Below are 20,543 nucleotides of genomic sequence, written 5' to 3'. Positions count from 1 at the left end.
TGTCCGTAAATTCTCTATTGAGGAAATTAAAGACCGCGTAAAGTTTGCGTAAAATCTTGTGTGAAAGCCTTTAAACTTTAAAATTAACGACTGGATAAAGCATGCTATCAGCCTTTAAGGTTTCACAAGGCCAAAGTTCATATAAAGGAATTTTTACATCAAGTGCCAAAGGTAATTTTTTAGAATTAAATTGCATATGGTCCAGATCACTTCCCCATGCAATCAAATCTACATCTAATGAGATATGATGCGATGGACGAACACGCCCAGAATCTGACTCAAGTTGCTTTAAAAAAGATTCAATTTGGTCACACGATAAAGTGCTATTTAATAGACATGCTGAATTCCAATAATCATCTCCAATACCATCTCGGCATGGAATTTGATAAACAGATGAAAACTGCACTTTCCCCAAAGTTGCTAATTGCGTATACGCAAAAGTAAAGTGCTGATCTGCGTCTAAATTACTCGCTAGGGCGAGCGCAAAAATTGTTTCTGGTGCGTTCAAGACGAATTCCTACAGCATTAGCTTCTGCAATGATGGCGGGCTTACGGATGGTTATGGTAATTTTTTCAATTGTTGGAAAGGTTTCAAACAAACATTTCAAAACAAGATGTGCTGCATGTTCAATTAATTCAGGTTTAGCTTGTTGAATAGTTTGAGCCGATAACTCACAAATCTGCGCATAGTTGAGTGTGTCCTCAAGCTTGTCAGACGCTGCAGCTCGGCTCAAATCATTATGGATGGTTAAATCCAACATTAAAGGTTGAATGATTTGTCTTTCCCAGTTGAAACAGCCAATCACTGTCTCAACCTTCAAGCCTTCAATAATAATGGCATCCATAAATTTAAACTGACCTTAGTGCTTTAACAACGAAGCAGGTTCCATATTTTGAACCATTTTCAAACGTTGGTCTGCATAAATATCAGTATATGGTGCGAGTACGCGCATAAAACGATCGAAATAAAGCATTTGCTTAAATAACAAGGCAAAATCACGTGGGAATTTAATACCGTGGCGCTCACCAACTCCTACCATATCCATCATAATGTCGTTTAAATCGGCTGGATTTGAAGCGAGAATCTGTTGAGGGTCAGACATTAATACGCCGTTAAATAAGCGCTCTAAATCTTGTGCTAATACATCAACATCAACTTTATTATGAGTCATACCCATTTTCAGCATGTTTTCAGCCATTGCCTGATAATCAGTTTTTTGTAAGGCATCCATAAAGGCCATACATGCTGTCCAAACTTCAGGCTTTAACTGACCCACAATACCGAAATCGATAAAACCAATTCGACCATCTTCAAGCAACATTAGGTTCCCAGCATGTAAATCCGCATGAAAACTCTTACATAGCATGAGGCTACCGAACCATGTATTCATGGCAGTAATCAGTATTTGCGATGGATCTTTAGCATATTGTTTTACAACACTAAAGTCCGTCAAAGACACACCGTATAGGCGTTGCATAGTTAATACACGACGTGTAGAAAACTGATGATAAACCTTAGGTGCAGTCGCAGCTTTGTTTTGCGAAATATTCAGATATTCAATAAAGTCATCTAAGTTTTGTGCTTCTTCAATGAAATCGACTTCACGAACCATACGGCTTTTAATTTCATCAACAATTTCTGAAAGAGCAGCAAATTTGATTTTTGGTACTGCACGTTCAAGTAGCTTGGCAGCCCAATGCACTACACTTAAGTCTGTATATAAAATGGTTTCAACGCCAGGCTTTTGTACTTTAATAACAACATCTTCACCTGTGGTCAGCTTAGCTGCATGAACCTGAGCAATTGAAGCAGAAGCTAATGGCTTTTCATCGATGTAGCTAAAAATCTGGCTTAAATCACGCCCTTCAAACTCAGATGCAAGCACACCTTGAATATAACTAAATGGAAGTGTTGGAGTCTGGTCTAAACAACCTTGAAATTCTTCTACATATTCTCGCGGGAAAAGCGATGGTGTACTCGCAATAAACTGACCAAGCTTAATATAAGTTGAGCCAAGTGACTCAAAAGTCTCTCGCATGAGTTTGGCATTACTTGGTTTTTCAGTTGCGTATTTAATTCCAGCTTTGGCCGCAACCACTGCTGTTTCACCAATGCGGGCGACGGAACGTAACCCATCAAACAAAATATTTTTTTTCATATTTCTTCAAAACCAAATCATTCAGGTTGAGTGTAGCAAATTTTGTTTAATTTACTGATTAGCTTGCCTGACAAAGTGGGCAATTTACATCTTTATCAAAACTAACAATACGTTGTGTCATATTTAAACCATCCCACAATAATAGTTTCTGCTTTAAAGGTGTACGATTTAACCCTAAATATAGCAAAGTGTGATGTGCTTGTAATGACGCTATCATTATAGGAGTAGTCGCTAGCACCCCTGATTCTGCACAGCGCAGTCCTTCATTACTATGTTGTTCTTTCGGAAAAAGACATTCATAACAAGCTGAATCTCCTTCAACCATAAACATTTGTGCCTGAAAACCAATTGCTGAAGCACTAATTAGTGCGACCTGATGCTTCTTACAAGCTGCATTTACCAAATAGCGGGTTGTAAAATTATCACATCCATCTAAAACCACATCTTGGTGTTCAACCAGTCTATCAATGTTATGTTCGTCTAACCGTTCGTTATAGTATTCAACACAGATATAAGGGTTAATTTTCTGTAAACGTTTAGCCAAAATTTCTGCTTTATAACGTCCGATATCTTCATGACCAAATGCAATTTGACGCTGTAAATTACTTATCTCAATCGTATCTGCATCAATCAGTGTAATTTTCCCAACCCCTGCTCGCGCAAGTAGTTCTGCACTGCTGCAGCCTATTCCACCAGCACCCACAATCAACACATTAGCAAGCTTGAGTCTTTCTTGAGCTTCAATATCCCATCCATCAAGTAAAATCTGACGGCTATAGAGATGCATTTCTTCATCACTTAACTCTACAAAATCGATATCTTGAAGCTCGGTCACGCGTTAATCCTTTCACTTAGAAGCGAAATGATTTTATGACTAAGTTCGTCATTATGAAAGCTATAAAATAGAAACAACTTTTTTATTCTAATAAACCTTATTTACCAACATTGCATCTATCAAGCTTTCTGCAACAATAGAAATATCTATTTTCTTTATTACTTAGGCTAAATATGACGCAATCATATATTGCACCTGTAGAGTTAGAAAAAGCTTATCGTTTATTAAATCATGGTCCAACTGTGCTTGTTTCTGCACAACATGGTGATGACCGCAATGTGATGGCTGCCGCTTGGGCATGTGCCTTAGAGTTCAAACCAGCCAAAGTGTCCGTGGTTCTTGATAAAAGTACTAAAACCCGACAGCTCGTTGAGCAAAGTGGCTATTTCACACTACAAGTTCCTTGCTATGCACAGCTTGATCTGACTCATCAACTTGGCACCATTAGTAAGTTGGATGATCCACAAAAACTTGAGCATTGTGGTGTTGAACTATTTTATCAAGAAGGTCTTACTAGCCCGCTTGTATCAGGTTGCATTGCATGGCTTGTCTGTAAACTTATTCCAGAACCTCATAATCAGTCGGCTCATGATTTATTTATTGGTTCTGTTGTGGGTGCATGGGCAGATAGCCGTGTTTTTAGAGATGGGCACTGGCACTTTCAAGATGCACCGAAAGAACTTCGAAGCCTGCACTATATTGCAGGTGGAACGTTTTACTTGATTGGTGAAGAAGTCAAAGCTCAGCTTTAATCATCAAAAAGCGAGTTTCATTTAAATTTTGAAGTGTATTGAATTCAACCTAGAAAATTTCTGCTCAATGGCAAAAGACCGCATAACAATTGCGGTCTTTTGCAGTCAGTGACTATTTTTTAAAATTTCATATTTAAACTTGAGCAACTTCACGAGCAATCACCAAACGTTGAATATCCGAAGCCCCTTCATAAATCTGGCTTACACGAACATCACGATAAATTCTCTCTACAGGGAAATCGCTCACGTAGCCATAGCCACCATGAATCTGGATCGCATCTGAACAAACTCGCTCAGCCATTGTTGATGCAAATAGCTTTGCCATTGAGGCTTCTTTTAAACAAGGTAGCCCCGCATCTTTTAAAGTTGCAGCATGCAAAACTAGCTGATGTGCAGCTTCAATCTGAGTTGCCATATCGGCTAAGCGAAAACCAACCGCCTGATGCTGAACTAATTCCACCCCAAAGGCCTTACGTTCATTTGCATATTGCACGGCTGCATCAAAAGCCGCTCTTGCCATTCCAACAGATTGAGCAGCAATCCCAATACGTCCAGCTGCTAAATTAGAAAGTGCAATTTTATAACCCTCACCTTGTTGCCCTACCAAATTTTCTAACGGAATTCGACAGTCCTCAAAAGTAATGGTTGCTGTGTCTGAAGCATGTTGGCCCATTTTGTCTTCAATTCGAGTCACCAAGTAACCTTGTGTATTGGTCGGCACAAGAAAGCACGAAATGCCTTTTTTGCCAGCTTGTTTATCTGTGACCGCAAATACCAAAGCCACTTGGGCGTTTTTACCGCTGGTAATAAATTGTTTTACGCCATTTAAAACCCAATGGTCACCATCTCGCTCGGCTTTACATAGAATTGCGCTCGCATCGGAACCGACATGTGGCTCAGTTAAACAAAAGCACCCTAGCCATTCGCCAGAGGCAAATTTTGGCAAATAGGTTTGTTTTTGCTGCTCTGAACCGTATGCCAGTGTAATACCGCAAATCAAAGAGTTTTGTACGCTTACGATTGTCGAAATAGCACCATCGCCTGCGGCAATTTCCTCAATTGCGAGTACCAAAGAGACATAATCCATTCCCGCACCGCCCCATTCATTAGGAACGGTCATGCCCATAGCACCTAGTGCACCTAAATCTTTTAACTCTTGAGCTGGAAACTCATGAGTTTTATCGCGATGTGCAGCTGTTGGTTTTAACTGATTTTGCGAGTAATTACGCATCATCTCCTGAACCATACTTTGTTCAGCATTTAAGATCATTTAAATATCCTTATTTTTATTATTTTGCTGCCATACGAATTGCACCATCTAGACGGATGACTTCACCATTTAAGTAAGAGTTTTCAGCAATATGCCCAACTAAACGAGCAAATTCTTCGGGTTTTCCTAAACGCGATGGATATGGCACCATTTGTCCCAAAGCATCTTGCACATTTTGTGGCATGCCCTTAAGCATTGGAGTTTCCATAATTCCTGGCGCAATCGTCATAATACGAATGGCATGTCGCGCAAGCTCACGAGCAATTGGCAATGTCATGGCAACAATAGCGCCTTTAGATGCTGAATAGGCAGCCTGACCGATTTGACCGTCGAATGCTGCAACGGAAGCAGTGTTAACAATGATTCCACGATCTTCTTCACCTGCTTCAACCGTATTTTTACTCATTGCATCTGCTGCAAAACGCAGCATGTTAAATGTGCCTGTGACATTAATTTGCAGTGTTTTTGAAAATAGCCCCAAATCATGTACGCCTTCACGGCCAACTACTTTTGCAGAAGGACCAATACCCGCACAGTTAACCAAACCATGCAAGCTGCCATGTTTTACTAACACATCTTTAAAGAACTGTTCAGCAGCAGCTTCATCGGTTACATCAAGTTTTACGAAGTCAGCTTTTGGCCCTAATTGTTTTACTTGCTGCTCGCCTGCTTCTACATTCATGTCGACCAATGTGACTGAAGCACCTTGCTTTACCAAATACTCAGCTGTAGCAGCACCTAAACCAGAGCCACCACCTGTAATCACGAAATGTTTCCCTTGAATTTTCATTATTTACGATCCTATAGAAATGTTCTTTAACTTTAGTTGTGAGAGTAAAAGTTGTTGTTTTCCGATACAATTTCAAAAAGCCTCAAAATGCTTGCAGCTTTTGATCAATCCAAATTTTAAATATGAAATATTTCACTTGAAATATATGAAGAAAATATGAGTCTTTGACATGGTTGTCCAATCTTCTTTAAGTAAAGGCACAATTTCTATTGCACTAGTACATGAAGCACTGAGTGCGGCTTATGCCAAAGGCCTAAATACACAAATAATTCTAAATAAAGCAGGCATTCCCGCTGAATTATTGATGTCTCCAAAGGCTCGTGTGCCTGTTACGACATATGCCCAATTATGGATAGAGCTTGCCAACGCCATGAACGATGAATTTTTTGGTATGGATAGTCATCCTATGCGTCGTGGCAGCTATAAGTTATTGACTAAACTTGTCAGTACGGCCGAAACTTTAGAAAAAGCACTCTACGATATTTTGAAGTTTTTTAACTTTGTGCTTGATGACATGCGCGGAGAATTAATACGAGATCAAGAAAAAGCTTATTTGGTGATTCATGATCGTGAACAACCTAAACGCATGTTTACCTATGCAACCTTTTTAATATTAGTACACGGACTTATGTGCTGGTTAGTAGACCAACGAATTGGCTTAAATAGTATTAGAGTACGTTGTCCTAAACCGAGCGATATTCAGGATTACCTCATACGTTTCGGTGAAGATATTCAATTTAATGCCGAGATAAATCGAGTTGAATTCGATGCCCACTATTTAGATATTAAAATTAAAAAAGATAAAAAAGCGCTTTATGATTTTTTAGAACAAACTCCACAAAATCTTTTAGTCCGTTTTAAAAATGAAAATGCCCTGAGCGTTCTTATTCGTCGTCATTTATTGAAACTGCACCCCGCCCAATGGCCCGAACTCAAAGATGTTGCAAAACAACTCAATATTTCAGAAGCCACCATTCAACGCCGTCTGAAACATGAAGGAGTCAGTTATCAACAAATTAAAAATGAAATCCGCTGTGATATTGCGGTTGAACGTTTAAGTAAAACGAATGATTCAATTCAAGATATTAGTGAAAATTTAAGCTTCCAAGACCCTAGCGCTTTTCACCGTGCCTTTAAAAAATGGACTGGCGTCAGTCCAGGTGCGTATCGAGATAATTTAACTGCACACAAGCAATAAAATCCATACTCAACGAAGCTTAAGACATAAAAACCCTAAGCTTATGATATTTATGTCTTTTAAATTCAATATTTCAGATAAGTGTATTACTTAAAACTTAATAATCACTATAAAACATCAACTTATGATTTTCTCTAAACTTTTATCTTTCAAACTGATTTATAAATCAAAATAACTAAGTTTGTAAGCCATCAAACGCGTGAAAGGATAATCTCTTATTTCATTTCGGTTCTATTTTTATCATGTCTTTAAAATCAAAATTTTCTTTATCAAAGACTTTGTTGGCATCAACATTGGGGTTTGTATTTGCTTCATCTGCTTTTGCAGCCATTCCGACTACACTTAAACTTGATTATGCTTACTACGCACCAACCAGTTTAGTCGTCAAAGATCAAAAACTTCTTGAGAAAGCACTCCCAAATACTCAAATTAAATGGGTTTTCAGTCAAGGTAGCAACCGCTCATTAGAATACCTCAATAGTAACAGCATCGATTTTGCTTCTACCGCTGGATTAGCAGCTGTATTAAGCCGAGCAAATGGTAGCCCAATTAAAACTGTGTATGTACAAAGCCAACCGGAATGGACCGCTCTTGTTGTTGCAAAAGACTCACCAATTAAAAGTCTAAAAGACTTAAAAGGTAAGAAAATTGCAGCCACCAAAGGAACCGATCCATTCTTATTTACCCTACAAGCGCTAGACACTGTAGGCTTGAGTAAACACGATGTACAGCTGGTTCATTTACAGCACCCAGATGGAAAAACTGCATTAGAACGCGGTCAAGTAGATGCTTGGGCTGGACTTGATCCTTTAATGGCTTCAGCTCAAATTCAATCGGGCGCGAAATTACTTTATCGTAATGTAGCATTTAATAGTTATAGCGTACTAAGTGTTAAAGAAGACTTCGCAAAGCAAAGCCCTGAAGCGGTTGAAGCCGTTATTAAAGCCTACGAACAAGCCCGAAAATGGGCAAAAGCCAATCCAGATAAAGTGGCAGCACTTTTAGCTCAAGAATCAAAACTCCCTCTACCTGTGGCTAAGCTACAACTGAGTCGAACCAACTTTGATCAAAGCATTCCATCAGCAACTCAAACACAAGCGCTAAAACGTTCTGGGAAAATTTTGACAGAAGAAGACTTGGTTAGAAAAGGTACCAATGTCAATCAAGTGGTTGATCAGTTGTTAGATCCTCGCTTTGCTCAAAAAGTCGTGAAATAGTATATGAGTGATTCACTTAACAAAGCTGAGCTAAATCATTTCTTAGCTCAGCAGACTTTAAAATCTCAGAAAAAGCATTTAAACAATAAATTTACACGTTGGTTTAAAGCGCTACTCATTCCACTCATCTTTTTGGGAGCTTGTGAATTTTTAGTCAGAAATGGCTATATCGATGCTTATCTACTCCCTGCACCGTCTAGTTTATGGCAATCTTTTTTAGATTTAGCTCATAGCGACCTATTTGCCCATATTTATATTAGTACATGGCGTGTTCTATTCGGCTTTATTATAGGAGGCGGTTTAGGTTTAGTTTTTGGGATTTGGGTGGGATTAAGTAAAGAGGCAGAAGCATATTTAGAACCAACTTTTTCAGCAATTAAATCAATTCCAAGTCTTGCGTGGATCCCACTGCTATTACTTTGGTTAGGAATTGATGAGGGTTCAAAAATTACATTGATTGCAATTGGAGCATTTTTTCCAACCTATACCAATACAGTTGCAGCAATTCATAATGTAGATAGAAAGCTCATTGAAGTTGGAAAAGTTTATCGGCTTAATGCTTTTCAGCGGATTATATCTATTATTTTACCGGCAGCCTCTCCAGGCATTTTAACGGGTTTACGCAACAGCTTAAGCTTATCTTGGATGTTCATGATTGCAGCTGAACTGATTGCAGCTACTCAAGGGATTGGCTATTTACTCAGTGATGGCCGAGAAACCTCTCGCCCAGATATTGTTATCATTGCAATTATTTTATTAGCCCTATTGGGTAAAGTAACCGATACCTTAATGAAACTTATTGAAAACTGGTTATTACGTTGGCGGGATACACTTCAAAAGTAATTTTAAATCCAGCATGCCAAAGTGACTCGATCATTTTGGCCATAGTCTTGAATAGTTTTAATTTGGCTAAAACCATGCTCAGCAAATATATTTCGAACAGCTTGCCCCTGATCATAACCATGCTCTAGTGCAATCCAGCCTTGCGGTTTTAACCAGTTTTTCCCTTGAGCAATAATAATTTCAATATCAGCCAGTCCCTGATGATCTGCAACCAATGCACGGCGTGGTTCTGTTGCCAAAGCTTGCATGTGTTCATCTTCAGGATCGATATACGGCGGATTAGAAACAATTAAATCAAATTTTTGTGGCTCTAGTGCTTCAAACCAAGCGCCACAAGCGAATTTTACACGTTGCAAATTATGAGCTAGTGCATTTTCTTTTGCGACTTCTAAAGTAGGTGCATAAATATCAGTTGCTGTGACGAACCAATCCGGACGCTCACTCGCTAACGCAAGCGCAATTGCACCTGTCCCCGTTCCTAAATCAACAATATTTGCATTATTTGGCAAATTTAGATTTAAAACGGTTTCAACTAAAATTTCAGTATCAGGTCGTGGCACTAAAGTATCAGATGTTACTTTTAAATCGAGCGTCCAAAATGGCTGTGAACCCGTTACATAAGCTAAAGGTTCACCTTTTTGAATACGTTCAAGCCCAGCTACATAGTCTTGCTCTTGTTGGGCAGTTAACTCTTGTTCAAGTCTAAACTTTAATTCAAGCGAATTGATTTTTAGAAAATGCTCAAGTAACCAAGCATTTTCTTGTCGTTCATAACTGTCAGGCTCACCACGAATTGCAAGCGCTTGAGCAATATTCATTAGCCGCCATTTTCCTGTGCAAGCATCGCAAGCTGATCTGCCTGATATTCACGATGTAAGCTATCAAGCAATTCCGTTAAATCACCTTCCATAATCGCGTCTAACTTATATAAAGTTAGGTTAATACGGTGGTCAGTCATACGACCTTGTGGATAGTTATACGTACGGATACGTTCAGAACGGTCACCAGAACCCACTAAATCACGGCGCATTTCAGAAGTTGCTGCATCGGCTGCTGCACGTTTTGCATTTTCTAAACGCGATACCAAAAGAGCCATCGCTTTGGCTTTGTTTTTATGCTGTGAACGTTCTTCTTGGCACTCAACTACCGTACCTGTTGGAATGTGGGTAATACGTACCGCCGAATCAGTTTTGTTAATGTGCTGACCACCTGCACCAGATGCACGGTAAGTATCAATACGCAAATCTGCCGGGTTAATTTCAACGTTAGTATCAACATCAATTTCAGGCAAGATTGCAACTGTACAAGCAGAAGTATGAACACGCCCTTGTGATTCAGTCGCCGGAACACGTTGCACACGATGCGCACCACTTTCAAACTTCAAGCGACCATACACACCATCGCCATCTACACGGCAAATAACCTCTTTAAAGCCACCATGCTCACCTTCATTTTCAGAAAGTACTTCTATACGCCAATTTTGTGTCTCAGCATATTTACTGTACATGCGGAATAAGTCACCAGAGAAAATTGCAGCCTCGTCACCACCCGTTCCAGCGCGAATTTCTAAATAAGCTGCATTAGAGTCATTTGGATCTTTTGGAATCATCAAAATATTGAGCTGACTTTCTAACTCGACAAGCAAATCTTTATTTGCTTGAATTTCTTCTTCTGCCATATCTTTAAAGTCAGGATCAGACTTCATCATTTCAGCAGTTTCAATATCTTCTTCTGCTTGACGGTATTTGCCCCAAACTTCGGTAATTTCAGATAAATCACTATGTTCGCGAGACAATTTACGGAAACGTTTGTTATCGGAGATGACTTCCACATCTGCAAGCAACGCGGTAAGTTCTTCATGTCGATCACAGAGTTGATCAAGTCGTAAACGGAGTGACGCTTTCATAAGAGGAAATATCTCAAAAGTCCAAAAAGCTTATCGAATGCTATGTAAATAGAAGATAAGCAAAATCGTAAAAATAGCGCATAGTTTACAGATTATGCCGCTTAAATGACATATATAATCAACCAATTCATCAACTTTCACTGTAAATAGCGACTTATCAATGTAATGATTTCAGATGAGATTTGCAGGCCACTCACGTCCCCTCTCTTTACTGTATGCACAACATAAACAGATGTCTTCTGCGACAAGAGCTTTGATCAATTTTCTCTGTTCATATCGCGAGTAATTAACTCATTAAAATTAAATGAGACTCATATTTATTTATATGGGTATTAAATATTCTATTTTAATAGAAAACATACAAACCAGACACTAAACTACAATAATGAATTGATGGTTCTCCATATTTTGAGAAACGTGTTTTGTTACATTTGCCGTAACAAAAGATATAGCGTCCTGCTGCTAAGGACACGGAGTAGAAAATGAAATTAAATGCTTGGTTATGTAGTGCTGTTTTAGCAACTTCTATGGTTACCGTAGCGCATGCTGACAACACAACACATGTAGCAGCTGCTTCTGCTTTAGGTAGTGTTGCTGGTACTGCAATTGGTAAAAGCATGGGTGGTACATCTGGCGCAACAATTGGTGCTGCTTTAGGTGGTGCTGGTGGTGCAGCAGTTGCAAGTGACCGTCGTCACCGTACAGAATCTGCAATTGGCGGTGGTTTAGGTGGTGGTGCTGGCTATACTGTTGGTAAAAGCATGGGTGGTACAAACGGTGGATACATCGGTGCTGCTTTAGGTGCTGCGGGTGGTTCTGCTTTAGGTAATAAAATTTCTAAAGACCGCGATTATGATCGATCTTCTAAACACTGGAAGAAAAAACACCGTCGTCATCACTAATCAAATTTGATGAAACGACTCTAAGCACCTTCGGGTGCTTTTTTATTAGAATCAACAAATATTCATAACCTCTTACTTGCTCAGGATTTATCCACAAATTAATAGAAACAATACAAACAGACACAAAACTAACGTATCTCCTTTGGGGTTCTCCATAATTATCACGAAATTTTTTATTACATTTATCTCAAGATAAAAATACTGTCCTTCTCAGTAAAAAGGACATGGAGCTGCAAGATGAAAATGAATATTTGGTTAGCTAGCGCATTAATTGCAACATCGTCTATGGTGACAGGTGCACATGCAGATAATGGTACTCGTGTTGCTGCAACATCTGCGTTAGGTAGTGTTGTTGGTACAGCAATTGGTAAAAGCATGGGTGGCACAACAGGCGCAACAATTGGTGCTGCTTTAGGTGGTGCTGGTGGTGCAGCCGCAGCGAGTGACCGTCGCAACCGTACCGAAGCTGCTATTGGTGGTGCTTTAGGTGGTGGTGCTGGTTATACCGTCGGTAAAAATATGGGCGGTACCAACGGTGGTTACATCGGTGCTGCGGTAGGTGCTGCGGGTGGTTCAGCACTAGGTCGTAAAGTTTCTGAAGATCGTAACTACGATGATCGCTATGATCGTGGTAGCCGTTATGATCGAGATGATCGTAGATATGACGATGGTGACCGTCGTTACTATAGTAAAGGTGGCCATCATCGCCGTCATGACAATGGTTTACACCGCGGCTGGTATAAAAATCGCTAATACACATATGAATCAAAAGAGCACCTTCGGGTGCTTTTTTATTGAATGGTAAAAGTTAATATCGAAAAAAAACGATATACATTACCCCTCATATATCGTAGTATTTCGATATACCCCTATTCGAGAATATCGCATGCGATCACTTCAAGATACCAAGTTTTCAATTTTGGAACTTGCTCCCATTCGTAATGATAAAACCATCGAATTTTCGTTACGTCATGCATTAGAGTTAGCACAACATGCAGAGAAACTAGGTTTTGAACGTTTCTGGCTAGCAGAACATCACAACATGGATGGAATTGCGAGCTCTGCTACAGCGGTCTTACTCGGTTTTATTGCAGCACATACACAGCATATTCGTTTAGGTTCCGGCGGCATTATGCTTCCTAACCATGCTCCTTTAGTTGTCGCAGAACAATTTGGAACACTTGCTACGTTATATCCAAATCGTATTGAACTTGGGTTAGGACGTGCTCCTGGTACAGATCAACTTACTATGCGAGCTTTACGTCGTGGTCATCAAGAAACAGAAGATCAGTTTCCAAGAGATGTTGTCGAAATCCTAAAATATTTTGATGCCCCTCAGGCAGGACAAAAGATTATTGCAACGCCAGGCCAAAATACGCATGTTCCTGTTTGGTTACTTGGGTCTAGTCTTTTTAGTGCGCAACTGGCGGCAAAACTTGGACTTCCCTACTCATTTGCCTCTCATTTTGCACCGCGTATGTTAGGTCAAGCGATTCAGCTCTATCGAGAGAACTTTGAGCCTTCTGAATATTTAGATAAACCTTATGTTTCTATGGGTGTGCCTGTTGTTGTGGCAGATACAGATGAGGAAGCTCAGTTCTTAGCAACGAGTGCGTACCAACGTGTATTAGGTTTAATTCGTGGCGAAAGTTTAAAGCTTAAACCACCGGTTGAATCAATGCAGGGATTATGGAATACGGCAGAACAGCTTTCTGTTGAAAACTTCTATGCAATGGCGCAAATTGGTTCTGTAGATACAGTTCGCTCGGGTTTACAAAAGCTTTTAGCGACATACGATGTTGATGAATTTATTTTCACATGTGATATATACGATACAGCTAAACGTTTAGAAAGCTTTACACAACTAATGAACGTAAAAACAAAACTTTAAACTCCGCTTTGCATTCCCATACTTGAATTAATTTCGAGTATGGGATGACCATCTATCTGAAAAGACTTTACCCCGACTTCCTGCTTGGTTATTTATATTAAAACGATAAAAACATCATGATTTAAAAACCAAAAGGACTTTTGGAAAAATGAGTATTAATATTAAAAATAACACTTCAAAATCAGCAATTTTTCAAAATACCTCTCAAGATTTTGAAGACTTTACTGGTCAAGTGATTCCGTCAACCTCAATTAAAGAATTTGATTTTACACATTCATCTGTCGCGATTATTGGTACAAATCAAGATACCGTGACCCATCTTGAAAAAATCTGTCAACAAGCAAAATTTGTGACCGTATTTCAAATCACACCTCACTTTATTTTGCCTCATACTCAAATGGGCACAAATAAGTTAATTACCCATCCTCTCATTATCAAAAACCGGAGATTATTTAACAATCGAGTAAAAAGTCTTTTGGCCTTACGTTTTCTTGATACTCAGGTGAGTGAAACATGGCTTAAGCGCCTTTTAACCCCCAATATGGCAACGGCTAAAAAGGTATTTTTTAAATCTGATAGTTATTATGCGGCACTCCAAAAATCCAACTGTAAATTACAAACTTGGCCCATTGTTAAAGTCAACCATAAGTCAATTCATAGTATGGACGGCATAGAACAACCTGTTGATATCATTATTAGAGCAACCGCATAAAAATAAAAAAGCATGGTTTTTAAGCCATGCTTTTTTTTATTTACTCATACTTTTGCAAATTCCCATGATCATCGTAATGCAAAATGATACGTTGTTTCTTTTGCAGCTCACTTAACATCTCGGAACTAACTGAAAATTGGGCTGCTAACAGTTCAACAGAACTATTAGGCGCCTTAGCTCTTCGGTCCTCGCCACTAAACCTGATCCAGTTATAACTCGCCCATAAAATTAAAATGAGCGCGCTAATTCCGATGAGTAATGCTAAGTGTAATAAGGTCTTAACTTCTGATATATGGTCAACCCAGACATAATCATAAATTAAGTGTCCTTCAAAAACCCATAAAAACAGAGAAACCAAGGGAAATAGCAACCACATCAAACAAAACCAACCGATGGTTTGTAATGTGTAGTTTGCCGTTTTATTTTTGACGTATTCTGGCTGGTCAATATATTCAGGGATATCTAACGTTTCGATATCTTTATTTTCCTCAGGTTTCATGGGTTATCTCCACGGAAGCCTCGGTCTGGGCTTACCCAGCGGGCACGTTTTTTAGTGTTAAATAAAGTCTTGGGTACCGCAACGACACTTGTGAACAAAGTCAGCAGCCAGAAAAATAACGGATACCAAATGACCCAAAAATAATTTCTAAAAAAGCGACTACGGTCATAGCGCTGATCAATCCATAAACTCACTAAAAACTGGATTAAACATGTTCCGCCGAGTATTACACCATACCACTGTGGCATAAGCGTTTTGATCTGCCATTGCTGAGGCAACTCAATAAACAATCCGACAAAAAATAGCGTAAAAATCAGAATCATCACATAAGACCAGATAATACTGACTAGCGCCTCGATCATGACAGGCCACATTCTGCGGACACGCAGTTTGAACATTTGTGGAATATATTCTATAAGAACCTCTACCCCACCTTGAGCCCAACGAAGGCGTTGCTTCCATAACCCTTTAAATGTCTCAGGCATATAGATATAACAAAGCGCTTGTGGAATATACTGAATATCCCAGTGGTCGAGCTGTAACTTCCATGAAATATCAATATCTTCGGTAATTTTATCGTCTGACCAAAAACCGACTCGAACGAGAGCTGTTTTACGGAATGCCGCAATCACACCCGACACTGTAAAAATACGGCCATATGTACGCTGCGCACGTTTAATCAAACCAATAATTGAAGAAAACTCACCAACCTGTAATTTTCCTAAAATACTAGATCGGTTTAAAATTCGTGGGTTCCCCGTTACAGCACCAATTCGCGGGAAGTTAATAAATGGCTGCATTAACCAAAGTACGGCGTGTGGGTGTAACAATGCATCACCATCGATACAAACAAGATATTCGTATTTACTAACTAATACGCCCGATCTTAAAGCTACGGCCTTACCCTGATTCTCTGCTAAGTGCACAACCCGAAGTCGTGAATCTTGCGCTGACAATTCATCGAGAATTTCAGCTGTCCTGTCACTACTTCCATCATTAACGGCGATCACTTCAAAATTAGGATATTTGGTTTGCAGTGCATAACGAATTGTTTGGCGTACTTGGGCTTCTTCGTTAAAACACGGAATGATGATACTGCATCCTTCGCTGGTCGGTTCAGGAAGTGCTTGTTCACGGTATTCTCTTTTAAAGAAGAACCAAAGTCCTCCTACCATCCATGTCCAAGCCATCAGTAAGGGATATAAAAAGGCAAAAGCAAATAGAATATCGAGTAATACTCTCATTACTTTTTCCCCTCTACCAATTCAGCAAAAGGCTGATACATCACAGGACTAGCATTCAGACTAATTGGATTATATAAATATTGATGAACATCTTTTGATTTTTCAAAGTCATAGCCATCGATACCAAATTTCTGGATTCCTACTCGCTGAATCGAAAAAAGTCCTTGCTGTACTTCTTCCCAAGCAGTTTTTTGCGAGTTTTTTGGTAATTCTAAAGTCAGCATTATTCTTTGCTTATCATTTTCATCAAGTGTATTTAAAAGCATTAACAACTCATTAAATTGCTTTTTCTTGCCAATCACATCGAACTTCAAATTGACTAAATCATGTTGTAATAAAAGCGTTTTGATAAACTCAGGTAGCTTTTCCACATGATCTAAATCAGGTGTAAGTAATAAACTAAACTGCGCCTGATTACTCATATTTAAATAAGGTTTGACCGCTTTTTTAGTCATTTGACTCAGTTGTGCGATCTGTTTTGATTGCTCAATACAACTATTTTCTTGGACTGTTATTTTTTGCATTGCGCAGTTTAAAGCTGTTCCTACATTGAGCTGAACACCGCTTAAATTACTGTTAAAGCGTGCGATATCTTTAGCCAAATCTACTGTTAAAAATGGCTTATCTTTTTGAGGATAAGCTGGCAACTCTAATATTACCGATTGACCTGCCCGAGTTTGAGCCTGCCATAAACTACGGTTTAAAATATCTTGTCGAACAGGCATTTTATTTGTAGGGAAATAAGCAACATCATATTGCCTATCTCCGTTTTTATCTTCCAAAGGCTTTAAGATTAGAGCATTGTTTTTTAGGCTATATAGTTTTGATAACAACTGCCCTAGTTTTTCATCGGTCTGAGCATTTTGTGGAGCTGCTAACTGCTTTAAATCCATACTCACAAAATGACGAGGTTGCTTAAATAAATCTGACTCTTCAAAGTTCAAAATATTTAACATGCCTTCGGTGAGCTGTTCAGCTGTAGGATTACCTATAACCAAGCTACGCTTGAAAGTTGAATCATTCACACGATTCATACCATCACGACCCAAACTGAAAGAAAACTCAAAGCCTGCTTGCTGCGCTAGTTTTTCCAGTTGCTCATTCACAGCGCCATAAGGCCAAATAATTGCTTTCGGATTAACACCGACTTCTTTTTTCAAAACAGCGTAAGATTTTTTCAAATCCTGCAAAATACGTTGTTGATATTCTGCATCTGTTTCATAACGTGATTGCGATTTTAAATAAGCATAAGAAGTTGCAGCCGGTTGCTCATTACCTTGAGGATTTGCCAATACACCATGATGTAAATCATCACTATGGCTTGCAAACTCGGCTAAGCCCGATACTTGCATTTCACGAACTTGAGCCCAGTTCACCAAGTTACCCTGCCCATAAGCTTCATAACCTGCCTGAGTATTGCCATTTAACCAACTGGTTGGAAGAGCAAAAACTGCTGGAATTTTATATTGCTTAAGTAAAGGAAATACTCGGCTATAACTACTCAAAGCACCATCATCGAAGGTAAGTAGAATAGAGTTATGAGGTAATTCTTTACCTTGCTTACGAGCCTCTTCAATATCTTTCAGACGAATCGGTTTCCAATCAGACTGACTGAGCCAATCAAGAAATTGCGCCAGATTATTGGTCTGAATCGCATAAACATCACGGTCGCCTTCCTTTAGTACGTCATCTCGCACATCATGAAAAGTTAAAGAAACCGTATGATTTTTTGGTAGTTCAGTTTCAATGCGGGCATGAGAAAACTGTAGGGGTAATAATGTTGAAGCAAACACACAGCTCAACATTTTTAACTTCATATTATTCATTAAAAACGCCCTTCAAATCCGAAAATACCATAGGTATGTTGTTCATCATGACCATCGTATGGATGGTATTGCCAACCAATTCCATAATTAAGTTGCCAAGTCCGTGAGAGCTGCCATTGATGTTGATATTGCAAAGAATATGTTGGTCGAGCTGAGTAATCTGCTTGTTTATAAAGCCCGACTCCAGCTTCAAAATGCTGTTTAAATGAGCGTTCGTATTCTCGCCAAGAGACCCAATCATGGCTTAAATTCAACTCAGCACTGTAGTGATTGCTTGGGCTAAAGTAAGCTGTCTGATCTTGGCTATTGCTGCCATAAAATCCACGAACGGTTCCGTAGGTAACATGGTGAGGCGCATCAAATAATCGCTCGCGCCAAAAAGTAGAAAATTCTTGTTGTTTATTCCCGTCGCTTATATCAGTTAAACCGTAACTCGCCCCAATTTGGCGTGACTCATCTTTTTGCCAGGTCAAAGCGGCACGGTAAGCTTGCCCATCCTCACCAGCGTCAATTGCCTGCAATGGAATATTAGCTTGACTGTCATATTGCAATTGATATTGCCAGTGGTCATTTAACCATTGCGACCAATCAAGACGAACTCCTGCTTGTCCACCATCCGTACTTTGCGACAAAATTGCCGACAATGCCTTACGGTTCGCTTGCCACTCAGCACCTACGCCATAACGTTGGTCATGCACATCACCAAAACGATATTCTCCGAAACGGTCTTGATGCCAAGCAAATAGACGATAATTATCTTTAATCCACGGGCTATTAAGACGAGTTTCCATTTCGCGGTCTTTTAAACCATTTTGCCCACTCACAGAATCGCTATTCTCTGCTTTACTCTGCCCCCAAGTCGTTGAGTGCGAGATGGTTGCTCTATCACGATCATCCAATTCTTTTCGACTTTTAACTACGCCGCTATCTTCAGGATAATATTGCAAAAGACTTTCTGTGCTTTTGCGCCATTCCGGAATATCGCCTAAAGCCTGAGCATTTTGCATCTGGTTAATTCGAGTATCTTTAGCAACTGGTGTTAAGCCATTTAAACGAGCAATTGTTTGTTTGGACTGTAAAGGTTTATCTCTCCAGCGCTCAACACGAGCCAAATTATTAATTAAACCTTCGTTGGCAGGTGCAAGATCTACTTGTTTATGGAAGTGTTTTTCTGATTGATCCAAATGATTTGCATAGGCTAAATGCATACCTTGTAAAGCAATATAATCATCACGATCAGGATGGCTTGATTTATCTACTCCTTTCGCTTGACTATATTTATACGTAGGAATTAGACGATCAACATCACTTAAAAGTTGTTCAGCTTGTTTATATTTTTCTTGTTCAATATATGAGTAATACAGTCCAGTATATACCGTCATATCTGAATAGTTTTTTTCAGTAAGCAAGCTTTTAAAAGCAAGCTCAGCTTGTTGCGGCTGTCTTTCAGTCAAATAACTATCAGCGATCGCATGACGAATATAGGCTGGTAGTTTTTCTAAAGGCACATTTAATTTAGTAAATTGATCTAATACCGTACGGCTACGCCCGCGGAAATCTAACGCATATATATAGTCATAATGGAATCTTAAATAATTAGGATCTGACGGTTGAATCAAAGACTGCATTTGCTCGCCTTGCTTCAACACAGCATCAAGCTCAGCAAAAGCATCACTATCCGCCATGCCTTCCCGATTCAAATATTTATAACGAGTAATTGCGTTATTTACACGTTGAGAAAATTCACTCACTTGTAGCCAGTGTTGTAACGATTCTGTTTGTGCATTTTTATCGCTAGCAAGCAATAACTGCTGAGCCTTGTTATACGCCCCTACAGCCGCTAAGTCATAACTGTATTCTTGTAAAACGGCAAAAGACTTCGGCTGCTGCTTATGTGCTTGTTCGATTACAGATAAAGCATCTACAGGCGAATTGATGAGTCGATATGCATAGGCGATTTGTACAAGTTGATCAGTCTTCAGATTTTTAGTATTAATCTTGGCTAACTGTGCTTTGCCATTTAAAACATCTTTAGCTTCAGCATATAAAACTGCTAACAAAATCTGTCCATCAGGCGTCTTTTGAATATTAAATTTATTTGACCAAGCAATCGCATCTTTAAAGTGTTTAAAATCACGAAAATTACGTATTAAAGGTAGCTGTCCATATTCTGGAAAAGTAACTAAATTAATATTCGCTAAATGCTGAGAAAAAGTTACTAGATCTTTTTTTTCATTTGACATTACAACTAAATAATCAGCTAGCAATTTTTGATCATGCGGATAGGTTTTTAGCAATTGATCCAGTTGAAATATTGCTTGGTGAGTTTGTCCAGTTTTGTAGGTGTGAATAGCCTGCTCTCTCAATTCATCCACTTGAGCAGCATATAAATTGAGAGGCAAGATGTATACCAATGAAAAAACACATTTTTTTAGCATTTTGATAATCGGATAGTCCCATATCGAGGTGGGAAAGTATAATTAAAATCAAAAATCAATC

Annotated in this window: 20 protein-coding genes and 1 pseudogene; 9 read left to right on the top strand and 12 right to left on the bottom strand. The window is 39.1% G+C overall.

The genetic code is table 11. The annotated features are described in order from the left end of the window. Positions 1-70: 70 nt before the first annotated feature. Genes I7H67_RS17815 through I7H67_RS17800 form a run of 4 tightly spaced genes read right to left on the bottom strand, consistent with a single transcriptional unit; the run spans position 71 to position 2,994 of the window. Positions 71-508 carry a 2-amino-4-hydroxy-6-hydroxymethyldihydropteridine diphosphokinase gene (locus I7H67_RS17815; RefSeq protein WP_198308472.1) on the bottom strand — a complete coding sequence of 146 codons (438 nt, stop codon included), beginning with the start codon at positions 506-508 and terminating at the stop codon, positions 71-73. Further along, on the bottom strand, positions 465-845 hold the full coding sequence (gene folB / locus I7H67_RS17810) for a dihydroneopterin aldolase (RefSeq protein ID WP_198308471.1): 381 nt from the start codon (positions 843-845) through the stop codon (positions 465-467). The genes I7H67_RS17815 and folB overlap by 44 nt, the downstream gene beginning before the upstream one ends. Before the next feature lie 15 nt (positions 846-860). After that, positions 861-2,159 (bottom strand): ABC1 kinase family protein, encoded by a 1,299-nt coding sequence (locus I7H67_RS17805; RefSeq protein ID WP_198308470.1) that lies wholly within the window; start codon positions 2,157-2,159, stop codon positions 861-863. A 58-nt stretch (positions 2,160-2,217) separates the two neighbouring features. After that, positions 2,218-2,994, bottom strand: coding sequence for a HesA/MoeB/ThiF family protein (locus I7H67_RS17800; protein WP_198308469.1), 777 nt, complete (start codon positions 2,992-2,994; stop codon positions 2,218-2,220). A gap of 173 nt (positions 2,995-3,167) precedes the next feature. Between I7H67_RS17800 and I7H67_RS17795 the strand changes: the two genes are divergently transcribed. After that, complete coding sequence (locus I7H67_RS17795; protein WP_191900061.1) at positions 3,168-3,746, top strand: flavin reductase family protein; 579 nt, start codon at positions 3,168-3,170, stop codon at positions 3,744-3,746. A gap of 133 nt (positions 3,747-3,879) precedes the next feature. On the opposite strand, the gene I7H67_RS17790 is transcribed toward I7H67_RS17795, so the two are convergent. Together I7H67_RS17790 and I7H67_RS17785 are read right to left on the bottom strand one after the other, a co-directional pair. After that, positions 3,880-5,016, bottom strand: coding sequence for an acyl-CoA dehydrogenase family protein (locus tag I7H67_RS17790; protein ID WP_198308468.1), 1,137 nt, complete (start codon positions 5,014-5,016; stop codon positions 3,880-3,882). 19 nt (positions 5,017-5,035) lie between these two features. Continuing rightward, a complete protein-coding gene (locus I7H67_RS17785; protein ID WP_198308467.1) occupies positions 5,036-5,806 on the bottom strand; it encodes a 3-hydroxyacyl-CoA dehydrogenase in 771 nt (256 codons plus the stop codon). 169 nt (positions 5,807-5,975) lie between these two features. Here I7H67_RS17785 and I7H67_RS17780 point away from each other — a divergent pair, with 169 nt between their 5' ends. The 3 genes from I7H67_RS17780 (at position 5,976) to I7H67_RS17770 (ending at position 9,064) form a co-directional block, all read left to right on the top strand. Further along, a complete protein-coding gene (locus I7H67_RS17780; RefSeq protein WP_198308466.1) occupies positions 5,976-7,004 on the top strand; it encodes an AraC family transcriptional regulator in 1,029 nt (342 codons plus the stop codon). Between the two features lie 242 nt (positions 7,005-7,246). Next, positions 7,247-8,221, top strand: coding sequence for an aliphatic sulfonate ABC transporter substrate-binding protein (locus tag I7H67_RS17775; protein WP_198308465.1), 975 nt, complete (start codon positions 7,247-7,249; stop codon positions 8,219-8,221). Between the two features lie 3 nt (positions 8,222-8,224). Further along, entirely contained in the window at positions 8,225-9,064 is an 840-nt protein-coding gene (locus I7H67_RS17770; protein WP_198308464.1) for an ABC transporter permease, read from the top strand. Between the two features lie 2 nt (positions 9,065-9,066). On the opposite strand, the gene prmC is transcribed toward I7H67_RS17770, so the two are convergent. After that, positions 9,067-9,882 (bottom strand): peptide chain release factor N(5)-glutamine methyltransferase, encoded by an 816-nt coding sequence (prmC, locus tag I7H67_RS17765; protein WP_198308463.1) that lies wholly within the window; start codon positions 9,880-9,882, stop codon positions 9,067-9,069. Beyond that, a complete protein-coding gene (prfA, locus tag I7H67_RS17760; protein WP_005306718.1) occupies positions 9,882-10,970 on the bottom strand; it encodes a peptide chain release factor 1 in 1,089 nt (362 codons plus the stop codon). Before prfA ends, prmC begins: the two co-directional genes overlap by 1 nt. 181 nt (positions 10,971-11,151) lie before the next feature. Here prfA and I7H67_RS17755 point away from each other — a divergent pair. From I7H67_RS17755 to I7H67_RS17735, 5 genes and pseudogenes are all read left to right on the top strand, one after another. Then, positions 11,152-11,256, top strand: a pseudogene (locus I7H67_RS17755) (LysR family transcriptional regulator); the annotation flags it as partial. A 196-nt stretch (positions 11,257-11,452) separates the two neighbouring features. Then, positions 11,453-11,872: a glycine zipper domain-containing protein gene (locus I7H67_RS17750; protein WP_005306721.1), complete on the top strand. Its 420-nt coding sequence runs from the start codon at positions 11,453-11,455 to the stop codon at positions 11,870-11,872. 237 nt (positions 11,873-12,109) lie between these two features. Continuing rightward, positions 12,110-12,625 (top strand): hypothetical protein, encoded by a 516-nt coding sequence (locus I7H67_RS17745; RefSeq protein WP_198308462.1) that lies wholly within the window; start codon positions 12,110-12,112, stop codon positions 12,623-12,625. Positions 12,626-12,758: 133 nt separating this feature from the next. Further along, positions 12,759-13,763 carry an LLM class flavin-dependent oxidoreductase gene (locus tag I7H67_RS17740; RefSeq protein ID WP_198308461.1) on the top strand — a complete coding sequence of 335 codons (1,005 nt, stop codon included), beginning with the start codon at positions 12,759-12,761 and terminating at the stop codon, positions 13,761-13,763. Between the two features lie 148 nt (positions 13,764-13,911). Beyond that, the gene (locus I7H67_RS17735; protein WP_198308460.1) at positions 13,912-14,475 is read left to right on the top strand and encodes a flavoprotein; all 564 of its coding nucleotides are present in this window, start codon (positions 13,912-13,914) and stop codon (positions 14,473-14,475) included. 40 nt (positions 14,476-14,515) lie between these two features. On the opposite strand, the gene pgaD is transcribed toward I7H67_RS17735, so the two are convergent. Genes pgaD through pgaA form a run of 4 tightly spaced genes read right to left on the bottom strand, consistent with a single transcriptional unit; the run spans position 14,516 to position 20,482 of the window. After that, positions 14,516-14,974, bottom strand: coding sequence for a poly-beta-1,6-N-acetyl-D-glucosamine biosynthesis protein PgaD (gene pgaD, locus I7H67_RS17730; protein WP_198308459.1), 459 nt, complete (start codon positions 14,972-14,974; stop codon positions 14,516-14,518). Next, positions 14,971-16,218 carry a poly-beta-1,6-N-acetyl-D-glucosamine synthase gene (pgaC, locus tag I7H67_RS17725; protein ID WP_004791476.1) on the bottom strand — a complete coding sequence of 416 codons (1,248 nt, stop codon included), beginning with the start codon at positions 16,216-16,218 and terminating at the stop codon, positions 14,971-14,973. Before pgaC ends, pgaD begins: the two co-directional genes overlap by 4 nt. Beyond that, a complete protein-coding gene (gene pgaB, locus I7H67_RS17720; protein WP_198308458.1) occupies positions 16,218-18,044 on the bottom strand; it encodes a poly-beta-1,6-N-acetyl-D-glucosamine N-deacetylase PgaB in 1,827 nt (608 codons plus the stop codon). The genes pgaC and pgaB overlap by 1 nt, the downstream gene beginning before the upstream one ends. Further along, a complete protein-coding gene (pgaA, locus tag I7H67_RS17715) occupies positions 18,044-20,482 on the bottom strand; it encodes a poly-beta-1,6 N-acetyl-D-glucosamine export porin PgaA (RefSeq protein WP_198308457.1) in 2,439 nt (812 codons plus the stop codon). The genes pgaB and pgaA overlap by 1 nt, the downstream gene beginning before the upstream one ends. Between the last annotated feature and the right edge of the window lie 61 nt (positions 20,483-20,543).

The sequence above is a fragment of the Acinetobacter sp. ACIN00229 genome, assembly GCF_016106645.1.
In the GTDB taxonomy this organism is placed as follows: Bacteria; Pseudomonadota; Gammaproteobacteria; order Pseudomonadales; family Moraxellaceae; genus Acinetobacter; species Acinetobacter oleivorans.
Note: the sequence above shows the minus strand (reverse complement) of the source record. Positions and strands in the feature narration are given on the sequence as shown.

Bases quoted from the DNA above. Each gene is read 5' to 3' on its own strand.
- folB (WP_198308471.1), bottom strand. From the start codon at position 845: ATGGATGCCATTATTATTGAAGGCTTGAAGGTTGAGACAGTGATTGGC.
- I7H67_RS17805 (WP_198308470.1), bottom strand. From the start codon at position 2,159: ATGAAAAAAAATATTTTGTTTGATGGGTTACGTTCCGTCGCCCGCATT.
- I7H67_RS17795 (WP_191900061.1), top strand. From the start codon at position 3,168: ATGACGCAATCATATATTGCACCTGTAGAGTTAGAAAAAGCTTATCGT.
- I7H67_RS17790 (WP_198308468.1), bottom strand. From the start codon at position 5,016: ATGATCTTAAATGCTGAACAAAGTATGGTTCAGGAGATGATGCGTAAT.
- I7H67_RS17785 (WP_198308467.1), bottom strand. From the start codon at position 5,806: ATGAAAATTCAAGGGAAACATTTCGTGATTACAGGTGGTGGCTCTGGT.
- I7H67_RS17780 (WP_198308466.1), top strand. From the start codon at position 5,976: ATGGTTGTCCAATCTTCTTTAAGTAAAGGCACAATTTCTATTGCACTA.
- I7H67_RS17775 (WP_198308465.1), top strand. From the start codon at position 7,247: ATGTCTTTAAAATCAAAATTTTCTTTATCAAAGACTTTGTTGGCATCA.
- I7H67_RS17770 (WP_198308464.1), top strand. From the start codon at position 8,225: ATGAGTGATTCACTTAACAAAGCTGAGCTAAATCATTTCTTAGCTCAG.
- prmC (WP_198308463.1), bottom strand. From the start codon at position 9,882: ATGAATATTGCTCAAGCGCTTGCAATTCGTGGTGAGCCTGACAGTTAT.
- prfA (WP_005306718.1), bottom strand. From the start codon at position 10,970: ATGAAAGCGTCACTCCGTTTACGACTTGATCAACTCTGTGATCGACAT.
- I7H67_RS17750 (WP_005306721.1), top strand. From the start codon at position 11,453: ATGAAATTAAATGCTTGGTTATGTAGTGCTGTTTTAGCAACTTCTATG.
- I7H67_RS17745 (WP_198308462.1), top strand. From the start codon at position 12,110: ATGAAAATGAATATTTGGTTAGCTAGCGCATTAATTGCAACATCGTCT.
- I7H67_RS17740 (WP_198308461.1), top strand. From the start codon at position 12,759: ATGCGATCACTTCAAGATACCAAGTTTTCAATTTTGGAACTTGCTCCC.
- I7H67_RS17735 (WP_198308460.1), top strand. From the start codon at position 13,912: ATGAGTATTAATATTAAAAATAACACTTCAAAATCAGCAATTTTTCAA.
- pgaD (WP_198308459.1), bottom strand. From the start codon at position 14,974: ATGAAACCTGAGGAAAATAAAGATATCGAAACGTTAGATATCCCTGAA.
- pgaC (WP_004791476.1), bottom strand. From the start codon at position 16,218: ATGAGAGTATTACTCGATATTCTATTTGCTTTTGCCTTTTTATATCCC.
- pgaB (WP_198308458.1), bottom strand. From the start codon at position 18,044: ATGAATAATATGAAGTTAAAAATGTTGAGCTGTGTGTTTGCTTCAACA.
- pgaA (WP_198308457.1), bottom strand. From the start codon at position 20,482: ATGCTAAAAAAATGTGTTTTTTCATTGGTATACATCTTGCCTCTCAAT.